The 10,773-nt window shown below is 68.9% G+C and carries 4 protein-coding genes and 3 pseudogenes (2 of these 7 only partly in view); 4 read left to right on the plus strand and 3 right to left on the minus strand.

Annotation, left to right across the window (positions count from 1 at the left end):
* Nucleotides 1–2,919, minus strand: a pseudogene (locus FrCorBMG51_RS16030) (HAMP domain-containing protein) (it extends 746 nt beyond the left edge of the window).
* 433 nt (nucleotides 2,920–3,352) lie between these two features.
* Between FrCorBMG51_RS16030 and FrCorBMG51_RS16035 the strand changes: the two are divergent.
* From FrCorBMG51_RS16035 to FrCorBMG51_RS16040, 3 genes and pseudogenes are all read left to right on the plus strand, one after another.
* Entirely contained in the window at nucleotides 3,353–5,659 is a 2,307-nt protein-coding gene (locus tag FrCorBMG51_RS16035; protein ID WP_338052757.1) for a SpoIIE family protein phosphatase, read from the plus strand.
* A 222-nt stretch (nucleotides 5,660–5,881) separates the two neighbouring features.
* A pseudogene (locus FrCorBMG51_RS33935) lies at nucleotides 5,882–5,938 on the plus strand (hypothetical protein); the annotation flags it as partial.
* Between the two features lie 27 nt (nucleotides 5,939–5,965).
* Nucleotides 5,966–6,862, plus strand: a complete 897-nt coding sequence (locus FrCorBMG51_RS16040) for a WD40 repeat domain-containing protein (RefSeq protein WP_047223877.1) — start codon at nucleotides 5,966–5,968, stop codon at nucleotides 6,860–6,862.
* Between the two features lie 95 nt (nucleotides 6,863–6,957).
* Here FrCorBMG51_RS16040 and FrCorBMG51_RS31465 read toward each other — a convergent pair whose 3' ends face one another.
* Both FrCorBMG51_RS31465 and FrCorBMG51_RS33940 read right to left on the minus strand, forming a co-directional pair.
* Nucleotides 6,958–8,028 carry a WD40 repeat domain-containing protein gene (locus FrCorBMG51_RS31465; protein ID WP_235433641.1) on the minus strand — a complete coding sequence of 357 codons (1,071 nt, stop codon included), beginning with the start codon at nucleotides 8,026–8,028 and terminating at the stop codon, nucleotides 6,958–6,960.
* Nucleotides 8,029–8,037: 9 nt separating this feature from the next.
* Nucleotides 8,038–8,828: pseudogene (locus FrCorBMG51_RS33940) on the minus strand (serine/threonine-protein kinase); the annotation flags it as partial.
* A gap of 1,574 nt (nucleotides 8,829–10,402) precedes the next feature.
* On the opposite strand from FrCorBMG51_RS33940, the gene FrCorBMG51_RS34845 reads away from it, so the two are divergent.
* Nucleotides 10,403–10,773: the 5' portion of a lytic transglycosylase domain-containing protein gene (locus FrCorBMG51_RS34845; RefSeq protein ID WP_476742180.1), read on the plus strand. 187 nt of this gene lie beyond the right edge of the window; only the first 371 of its 558 coding nucleotides appear in the window; it begins with the start codon at nucleotides 10,403–10,405; the stop codon falls past the right edge of the window.

The raw sequence follows: 10,773 nt of genomic DNA on the forward strand, positions 1-10,773 counted from the left end.
CCCGCCGAACCTGCGGCTGGTGCTGCCGTCGCCCTGCTGAAAGGCCCCGAAAAGCCGGTCCAGATTCTCCTCGGCGATACCGATACCCGTGTCGGTCACCGCGAACGCGACGGCCGGGCGCCGTTCGTCGTCGAGCACACGGCCACTGACCACCCGTATCCGAAGTTCCACCCCGCCCCGCTGGGTGAACTTGACCGCGTTGGACAGCAGGTTACGCAGCACCTGCAACAGACGGTGCTGATCACTGACCAGCGCGTCCGGCACGTCGGGGGCGACGTCGACGGTGAACCGCAGGCCCTTCTCCTCGATGACCGGACAGAAGATGGCCCGGACGTCGTCGAGGAGCGCGCCGAGCGCGAAACGCTCCAGGTGAATGTCAATCTTGCCGGCCTCGACCTTCGACAGATCGAGGATGTCGTTGATGAGCTGCAGGAGATCGGAGCCGGCGGAGTGGATGACGTTGGCGTACTCGACCTCCTTCGGGCTGAGGTTGTTCGCCGGGTTCTGCGCCAGCAGCCGCGCCAGGATGAGCAGGCTGTTCAACGGCGTGCGCAGCTCATGGGACATGTTGGCGAGAAACTCCGACTTGTACCTGGACGACAGGCCGAGCTGCCGGGCCCGTTCCTCGATTTCCTGTCGGGCCTGCTCGATCTCGAAGTTCTTGACTTCGATGTCGTGGTTCTGGCGAGCCAGCAGAGCCGCCTTCTCCGCCAGTTCGGCGTTGGAACGCTGCAGCTCGTCCTGCCGGCTCTGAAGTTCTTCGGAGCGTGCCCGCAACTCGGCGGCGAGACGTTGCGACTCCGCCAGCAGCGAGTCGGTACGCGAGTTGGCGACAATAATGTTGATATTGACACCGATGATGTCCATCAGCCGGTCCAGAAAATCCCGGTGCACCTGCGTGAAGGGGGTGAAGGAGGCGAGCTCGATGACGCCCAACACATGATCCTCGAAGAGGACGGGCAGCACGATCAGATTGACCGGTTCGGCGTGGCCGAGACCGGACGAGATCTTCACATAGTGCACCGGTGTCCGGTCGATGAAAATCGACTTCTTGGTTCTGGCCACCTGCCCGACCAGGGACTGTCCCAGGTCGAACTCGCGCGGCACGTCGGGGTGGGCCTGGTACCCGAAGCTGGCGATCAGGCGCAGCGCGGGCGCGGGTGTGTCCGCACCGGATCCGGCCAGGAAGAACGTGCCGTACTGGGCGCCGACCAGCGGCGTGAGCTCGTCCATGACCAGTTCCGTGACGGTGTTGAGATCGCGGTGTTTCTGCATCAGGCCGGATATGCGGGCCAGGTTGGTCTTCAGCCAGTCCTGTTCCTGGTTGGCGCGCGTGGTCTCGTACAGCGACCGCACCATCGCGTTGATGTTGTCCTTGAGTTCGGCGACCTCCCCCCGTGCCTCCACCGAGACGGACCCGGTAAGGTCACCGGCCGCGACCGCGCTGGTCACCGCGGCGATCGCGCGCACCTGACGGGTGAGGTTGCCGGCGAGTTCGTTGACATTCTCCGTCAGCCGCTTCCACGTCCCCGAGACGCCCTCGACCTCGGCCTGCCCGCCGAGCATCCCCTCGGTGCCGACCTCGCGGGCGACCCGGGTGACCTCCGCGGCAAAGGACGACAGCTGGTCGACCATCGTGTTGATGGTGGTCTTGAGCTCCAGGATCTCCCCGCGGGCATCGACGTCGATCTTCTTCGACAGGTCGCCCCGGGCCACGGCGGTGGTGACCTGGGCGATGTTGCGAACCTGGCTGGTCAGGTTGTTGGCCATCGAGTTGACGTTGTCGGTGAGGTCCCGCCAGGTGCCGGAGACGCCCCGCGCGACAGCCTGCCCGCCGAGGTTGCCCTGTGTCCCCACCTCGCCCGCCACCCGGATGACCTCGTCGGCGAACGAGGACAGCCGGTCGACCATCGTGTTGATGGTCTCCTTGAGCTCCAGGATCTCCCCGCGCGCGTCCACCCGGATCTTCTGGGTCAGGTCGCCCTTGGCCACCGAGGTGGTGACCTCGGCGATGGAGCGGACCTGGACGGTGAGGTTGGCCGCCATGACGTTGACGGACTCGGTGAGGTCCTTCCAGGTGCCCGAGACACCTTTGACGTCGGCCTGCCCGCCCAGTCGTCCCTCGGTGCCGACCTCCCGGGCCACCCGGGTGACCTCACCGGCGAACGACGACAACTGGTCGACCATCGTGTTGATGGTGTTCTTCAGCTCCAGGATCTCCCCCCGCGCGTCCACGGTGATCTTCTGGGAGAGATCGCCGCGGGCCACCGCCGCAGCCACCTGGGAGATGGAACGGACCTGGCCGGTGAGGTTGCCGGCCATGAAGTTCACCGAGTCGGTGAGGTCCCGCCACGTTCCGCCCACCCCGGGGAACGCCTGCCCGCCCAGCCGCCCTTCGGTGCCGACCTCCCGGGCCACCCGGGTGACCTCACCGGCGAACGACGACAACTGGTCGACCATCGTGTTGATGGTGTTCTTCAGCTCCAGGACCTCGCCGTGCGCCTCCACGGTGATCTTCCGTGACAGATCGCCGCGGGCCACCGCCGCAGCCACCTGGGAGATGTCACGGACCTGGCTGCCCAGGCTCCCCACCGCCATGTTGGTCGACTCGATGAGCTCCCGCCAGGCACCGGGCGCGTCCGGTACCCGGAGGTGACGGCCGAGTCTGCCCTCTATGCCGACCTCCCGGGCCGCTCCCGCCACCTCGGACGCGATCGCGGAAAGCTGGTCGGTCATGCCGTTGAACACGTCGGCGATCTCGTTCATGAGTGGGTCGTCGCCGTAGGGCAGACGCACGCGGAAGTCCCCGCCACGCACCGCCGTCAGACCGGCGAGAAGCTGGCGCAGCGCGGGCTCGTCCCGCCCTCCCGTCGTTGCCCCCTCCGACTTCACCCGCTCCGACTTTGTAGCCTCACCCACCGGTACACCCCGCTCGTCGGCCGCCGACCCCGAACAGCCGGCCGGTCCCCGTGCTCCACGGTAGAGAGTTGGACGATTCGCAAACCAGGGTGAAACGGACAACGCACTCGACCCAGTTTTCTGATGTCCTAGGGTTTTCTCGAACGGTCTCGGAATCGTGGCCCGTAACCGACGCGGACAGATACCGACCAGCCACCGAACACGCATCGAACAGGTGCTGGGCAGGCAGCAGGCAGGCACCGAACAGGCACCGTCGCGTCGTCATCGGCCCACGGCGCCAGAGCCGGGGAGAACCACGGAACAGAAGCAACGAAGAACGGGAGAACAGCGGACCGCGGGGGCTTCGTCCGCCCGGTGGTGTCCGTGCGAGGATGTCCATGTTGGGGGGCCGCAGTCCGCATGCCGGCGGCACCCGAGCCAGTGAGGGACGTACGTGGTGGGAACACAGCGGCCGACCGGCCCGGCCGGCGACGACCAGGTGGCGCGTCTGACCGCACTGATCGTCCGCCAGCAGGGCGAACTTGAGGCGGTGCGGGCGCAGGCCGCCACCGAAGCCCTGGTGGATCTCGCGATCGGTGTCCTGACCGAGCGCCTGCGCTGCTCCCCCGGTGAGGCTGCCAGGCAGCTCACCCACCTGGCGGCCCGGTCCGGGATGCCCCTGGCAGAGCTCGCCGCCGACGTGGTCGGCCAGCCGGCGGGCGACGCGCTCGTGCGGGGCTCGGCACAGCCGCCCCGCCACCAGCCGGCGCAACTGGCCGACGCCCCGGCACCACGGGCCGTGGACGGATCCCGGATCGCCGCGGCGACGCTGGAGGAGGCCCTCGCCCCGCTGGGAGCCGTGGCCGTGGCGCTGTGGATGACCGAACCGGACGGCGCGCTGGAGCTCGTCGGCGAGGCGGGGCTCAGCGCCCTGGAGGCAAGCCGCTGGCAGCGCCTCCCGCCGCAGATGGACTGCCCTGCCCAGCGGGTCGTTCAGGACGGCTGCCCCCGGTGGTGGCCGGCAGCCCAGCACCTGCCGCGCCCGCTCCCGCTGGTCGGGCCTTGGCGCGGCGCCCGGGCGGTGCTGCCGCTGACCGACGCCGGGGCGCTGCTGGGAGCGATGGAGATCTGCTGGCCGCAGCCTCTCGAGGAGTTCGCTCCCGCGCTGCGCCACCAGCTGCTCACGCTGGCCGGGATCTGCGCCAGCAGCCTCGGGGTCCAGGGGGAACGCACCTGGGGACGCCACGGCTCGTGGCTGCCCGCCCTGCTGGACTCCCTGCTGCGCTCCGCCCTCGTCGCCCACGCCGTCCGTGACCAGGACGGGCGGATCGTCGACTTCCAGATCGACCACGTCAGCGACGGGTTCGTCGACCCGGCCGGCCGCGGTCCCCGGGATCTCGTCGGCCGCCGGCTGTCCCACGTCCATCCGCTGATGACGGTCCCGGACGGACTGTTCGAGCATGCTGTGGACGTGCTGCGCACCGGTCAGCCGTATCAGGCCGACAGCCTGCCCGTCCACGTCATCGTCGGTGACCGGATCGTCGCGACGGAGATGGACGTGCGTATCGGCCGGCTCTTCGACGGCATCGCGCTGACCTGGCGGCGGGCCGACGACAGCAACGGGCTGACCACCATCCTCCAGCACGCCCAGCGGCTCGGTGAGCTCGGCGGCTGGCAGCAGGACGTGCTCACCGGTGACGTGCGCTGGACCGACCACACCTTCACGCTGTTCCGGCTGATGCCGGGCGCGCCGGAAGCGCCCATCTCCCTGCAGGGACTGGACGCCCACGTCCATGCCGACGATCTCGATGCTGTCCGCCGTTTCCGTGACGTGCTGTTCAACCAGGTGCGGCCGGCCGCCACGACGTTCCGGCTCCTGCGGGCCGACGGTGCGATCCGGCAGATACGCGCGTTCGCCGAACCCGTCACGGACGCCGCTGGCACCCTGGTCGCCGTCCGCGGCACATACCAGGATCTTTCGACTCTTTACCACACCCAGGTCGCCCTCGCCGCCACCCGCGACCAGCTCGCCGACACCGAACAGCGGGCCGACGACCAGCAGCGTCTGGCCATCCAGCTGCAACGGGCCATCACGCCGTTCTCGGCCGATCCGGTCGAGACCGCCGGGTTCGACATCGCCGTCCGCTACCGACCGGCCAACCAGGACCATCTGGTCGGCGGTGACTGGTATGACGCGGTCGTCCTGCCCTCTGGGGAGGTCCTTCTTACCGTCGGTGACATCGCCGGGCACGGGATCAGGGCTGTCACCGGCATGGTCACGTTACGCAACAGCCTGCGTGGCCTTGCCATGACCGGGGCGGGGCCGGCCCAGCTGCTGCGCTGGCTCAACGACGTCGCCTACCACCTCACCGACGACGTCACCGGAACCGCCGTCTGCGGTCTGTACGACCCGGCCACCCGCGTGCTGCGCTGGGCATGCGCCGGGCACCTGCCGCCCGTCCTGGTCCGCGACGGCGACGCCGGCACGCTCCCGCTGCCGGCCGGAGTCCTCCTCGGGGCGGACCCACACAGCGCCTACGAGGAGACCGCCACCGCACTGCGGCCCGGCGACGGCATCCTGCTGTTCACCGACGGGCTCATCGAACGGCGCGGGAGCGCCCTCGACGAGGCGCTGGACACCCTCGTCCTGGTAGCCGGCCGGCCGATCGCCGACCTCCAGCGGTATGCCGACCACCTCCTGCGCCACACCACCCCCGACACCGACGACGACACCTGCCTGATCGCCGTCCATCTGCGCTGACCCCGCGCCGGCAGGTACCACCGCCGGAAAACGCCGGACCAGACACCCTGGCCGCCGAGCCGCCACCGCGAATCGCGAATCGCGAATCGTCCGCGGGGACGGCGGCCACCGCCTCCCGGGTATTAGCAGCCCCACGCGACGAAAAAACAAACAGATAGTTACCGCCGCCTGAACAAACAGTACGCCACGGCTGGCGACCCACTATAAAACGACGTTCGATCATGCGCCGGGGGTAACAATGGCACCCTGCTCGCGTCGGGGGGCGCGGACGCGACGATCCACATCTGGGACGCTGGCACCGGCGCCGTGCGGACGGTCCTGCCGATCGACGCGGGCGAGGTGCGTTCGGTGGCGTTCAGCCCGGACGGCACCCTGCTGGCCACCGGCGCGGGCCCGGGCGTACGGCTCCGGGATGTCGTCTCCGGTAACCAGATCGGCAGCTTCGCCGGCCATGCCCGGGCCGTCGGGCCGCTGGCCTTCAGCCCGAACGGCGGCCTTCTCGCGACGGCCGACCGCGCCCGCATCCGCCTGTGGGACGTCGCGCCCACCGCGCCCACCGCGCAGATCGCGCAGATCGCGCGGACCGGCGTGGCCGGCGACAGCCCGCCGGCTGTGTCCATCGTCGCCGCCGGCTCCACCGCGGCGCGCGGCGGCATCCTGTCCATGGCGTTCAGCCCGGACGGAGCCCTGCTCGCGTCGGCGTGCGACGACGGGTCGGTATGGCTGTACGAGCCGGCCACCGGACGAACATCAGCGCGCCTGACCGGACATGTCGGTGCCGTGCGCACGGTGGCCTTCGACCCGGACGGCAGGCTGCTCGCGTCCACCGGCGCGGACGGATCGACACGGCTGTGGGAGGTCCGTTCGTGGCGCCCGATCGCCACCATGATCGACCTTCCCGCGCACGGATGGTGCCTCATCCTGCCGGACGGCGGCTACAAACTGGTCGGGGATCCCGCCGGCGCATTCTCCTGGATCATCCGCGAGTGTGTGTTCGAGCCAGGCGAACTGGACGATTTCCTGCCCGGTGTGCGCAGGCTCCACGACAGCCAGCCGATCCCTCCGCTCGACGGCTACCCCGCGGTTTCCCGAACCGTCCTTGGTATTTCGCTCGCGGCCAGAAACGAGCCGGACGCCAGTGCCCCCCATCCGTCGGAGAAGGACAGGCGCGGATGGCGACGACACCTACCAGGCCACCGCTGAAAACCCGCGCACCCGCCCCGGGCCGGCAGCCAGACGATATTCGTCGACGGCGGGTTCTCGGCAACCTGACCAAGATTGTCTTCTCGCCGGTCACATCAGCTGCCGGCGGAGGCGGGTTGACGCAGCTCCCACAGCCGCACCGTCTTGTCGTTGCTGCCCGTGGCCAAGGTGCGCCCGTCCGCGGAGAACGCCACCGACATCACCCAGTCGCCATGGACGGTCAGGGAGTCGTTGCGCGGATACGGACTGGAAAGATCGGTGACGTTCCACAGTCGGACCGTCCCGTCGAAACTGCCGCTGGCCAGCGTACGGCCGTCCGGAGAGAACGCCACCGACCGCACGGTGGTACTGGAGACCCACAAATGATCACCAACTGGATGCGGATCGGAGCGGTTGGTGACGTCCCACAGCCTTATCGTCCCGTCGTAGCTGCCACTGGCCAGGACATGGCCGTCCGGGGAGAACGCCACCGAGAACACGAACATGGTGTGACCGGCCAGCGGGGCGCCGAACAGGCGCGGGCGGGAACGGTCGGTGACATCCCACAACCGTACCGTCCCGTCTCGGCTGCTGCTGGCCAGGACCCGCTGGTTCGGGGAGAACAGCACCGACAGCACCCAGTGGGTGTGGCCGGTCAGCGGCGGGGAGAGCGGACGGATGCTGATATCAGACGGGTCCCCACTGCGGGTGGCGGCAACAAGAGCCACGGCGCCGGCGAGGAGAAACGCGATGACGGCGATACGGCAGCGAGAAGCGCCACGGTGGCGAGGAACACCGCCGGGACGGCGGTGCGCGGGCGGTACGGCCGATCGATGGTGTGGCCGGACGCGACGCACCCGGCCGGTAGGACGGTCACCCGTCTGCGTAGCCGACGGTACGCTCTGCGATAGCAGACCGTCAGCGGGTGCGTCATCCGCCGAAGGCGAAGGCGCCGTATCGCTGGCCGGAGATGGAGTGTCACTTTTGGTGATAGACGGCAGCGGCGGAGGGGCGGACACGGACGGGCGTTCGGCGGCGGCACGGACGTCGTCGTCGAGATGTAGCACGAGCCCCGAGCGGGCGAGCCAGCCAGCGCCGTAGGCTTCGGCCGCGGCTCGAGCCAGATACAACGCGAAGGCCTGGGCGGACGGCGGGCGGGCCACCGGGTCGTTCGCCAACGCCCACATGATCGCATCCGCTACTCGAACCGGCACGTCTGGTGGCGGCGGTGGGACCTGCTCGAGACGCTGCCGCAGGGTGGACGGGGCCGGGGCGAACGGCGTCACCCCGGTCAGCAACAGATAGAGCAGCACCCCGAGCGCGTAAAGATCGGTGGCCGGCCCCAGCCGGCCCCCCTCGATCTGCTCGGGAGCCATGTACAACGGCGTCCCAGCCACCGCGCTGGCGGTGACCGGCAACCCGCCCACCTGTTTCGCGAGCCCGAAATCGACCACCTTGAGCAGGCCCGTGGTGTCGAACAGAATGTTGTCGGGTTTGATGTCGCGGTGCAGGACCCCCGGGAATGCGCACAGGCCAGGGCCGCGGCGATCGCCAGCCCCACCGCGCAGGCCCCCTCCGGGAGCATCCCCGCCTGGTGACGGCAGGTCAGCGTCCCGCCGGCCAGCATCTCCATGACGAGCAGACGCAGTTCTCCGGTCTCGACATAGTCGTAGACCCGGACCACATGCGGATGATCCAGAGCGGCGAGGATCTGTGCCTCGGCGGTGAATCCCGCCACCGCCCGGCCGTACCCCCCGGCCAGTACCTTGACCGCGGCATCACGCTGCAGGCTGCGGTGCCATGCGGCCAGCACCACCCCGAACGTGCCCGCGCCAAGCTCGTCACCCAACTCGTAGCCGGGAAGCGCCGCTGCCACCCGAGCCCGATCAACAGTCATCGATCCGCAATCATGATGTGGGCGTGACCCCACGCCGACGCCCATCGTGAACCGCCACCGACACCCCGTCCCGTCATCTCGGCACGCCATAATCACATGAGCAACGCCATCATGTGAGTCATGTTCTACATATCACGGCCCCCGCGGGCGAGTGATATGGGACGCACCGCGGTCATCCCGTCGACCGACAGATCTGTCGAGCGGCGCGGAGAATCCGGGACGCCGCCGACCATACCGGGGATGGCGACAAAGCCGGGGCCGCCTGTCACGCGCTCCTGGTTCAGGGCGGCCACCAGGGCAGATAATCTCACCCAACATCAGTTCGGTGCCGCGGACGGCCAGGGGAACGACGTCGATCATCGGATTACCGCGACCAATACACTGGCCAGCCACAGACACCCGATATTCATATGTCTGCAACAAAAGCAGGCGCGCTATCGCGAGAACGACAGGCCCGGAGCCCGGCAGGGCAGGCCGGCACACAGTGCGTTCGGAGAAAAACAAGGAGCGACCCGTACGCCCGGCTGAGCCCTCGGGTGAACATCCAGCGAACGGCGGCGCAAGAACCAGCGACGGAAGGCGGAGCGGCACGACCCCTCCACCGACCATACGTAAATCACTCAGGACGCTCGTCCGACTACCCTCAAGAAACCTGCCGTCGCATACCAGCAGTCATTGAAAAACTACTCTCAGACACCTCGCGTCGAAGTTGCACAGCATTTACCGTCGACGCATTCCAGCGAAGGTCGGAAACGCTGGGGCGACATCTCATCCAACCATGAACCTATCGATTCACAACCTACGGCCACCGACCTGTGCCCGAATGCGTGACCGACATTGACCGCCCATTGACCACCCATTGGCCGCCCAACAGCCACTTCCCGGTCCGGGAATATGGCGTATAACGGCGGTGGACACCTCGGCGGTGTGCCGGAGTTCCAGCGGTGAAGCGTACCCGCGGCTTACCCGATCCAGGCTGTTCGACGAGGTGGACGTCTACCGTGAGCAAGCATCGGCGTGTCCCCAGGAACACTGGCATGCGCCGGCACATGGACGTAGCCGTATCCGGTGAGACCCGCCCACGGGCGCGACCCGCGCCACGCTCACGCCGGGTGCGAATACTCCTGATGCCGGCCGCCACCACCGCGCTTCTCTTTCTGATCAATGGTTCCACAACCATCTCACAAGCCGATTCCCCCGCCGTGCCGCCACCCGGACCGGTCAGGCTGCCGGCCGACGGTGGGGCCTTCCCGATGCCACCGCTCGCCAGCCCGGGCAGCGGCGGCGGCTCCGGCAGGGCGGGCGGTACCACCGCGCCGAGCACGCAGAGTCTGGCCACAGCAGCGGCCGCCGGGGTGGGCGGAGCCGTCACACTCACCGTTGGTGACAAAGGCATACCGGAACGGATACTGGCCGCCTATCGCAGAGCAACCGAACGGATGGCGGCCGGGCGCCCCAACTGCCACCTGACCTGGCCCCTACTGGCCGGAATCGGCAAGGTGGAATCCAGGCACGGCGCCGGCCACGCCATCAGCCCCGCCGGTGCCGTCACCCCGTCGATCATCGGGCTTCCCCTGGACGGCGTGGGCGGACGCGCGCGTGTCACCGACACCGACAACGGCAGGTGGGACGGCGACACAGTGTTCGACCGGGCCGTCGGGCCGATGCAGTTCATCCCGTCCTCCTGGGCGAGCGCCGGCAGCGACGGCAACGGTGACGGCCAGCGCGACCCGAACAACATCGACGACGCAGCCCTCGCCGCCGCCGGCTACCTCTGCGCCTACAACCGCAATCTGAGCGACCCCGCGCAGCTACGGACAGTGATCCTCGCCTACAACCCGTCCGATGACTACGTCCGTGCCGTGCTCGCCTGGATGACCGGTTACGCCGGCAGCGGGGCAACTCCCCTGCCCACCCCGACACCGCCCCCGGCGCATCCCGGCGGCAGCGCACCCGCGGCCCCCGCACCATCCTCACCCGCACCGCCCACATCACCCGCACCGCCCGCGGCGCCCACACCGGCGGGTACGCCCGC

The sequence above is a fragment of the Protofrankia coriariae genome (assembly GCF_001017755.1).
GTDB lineage: Bacteria > Actinomycetota > Actinomycetes > Frankiales > Frankiaceae > Protofrankia > Protofrankia coriariae.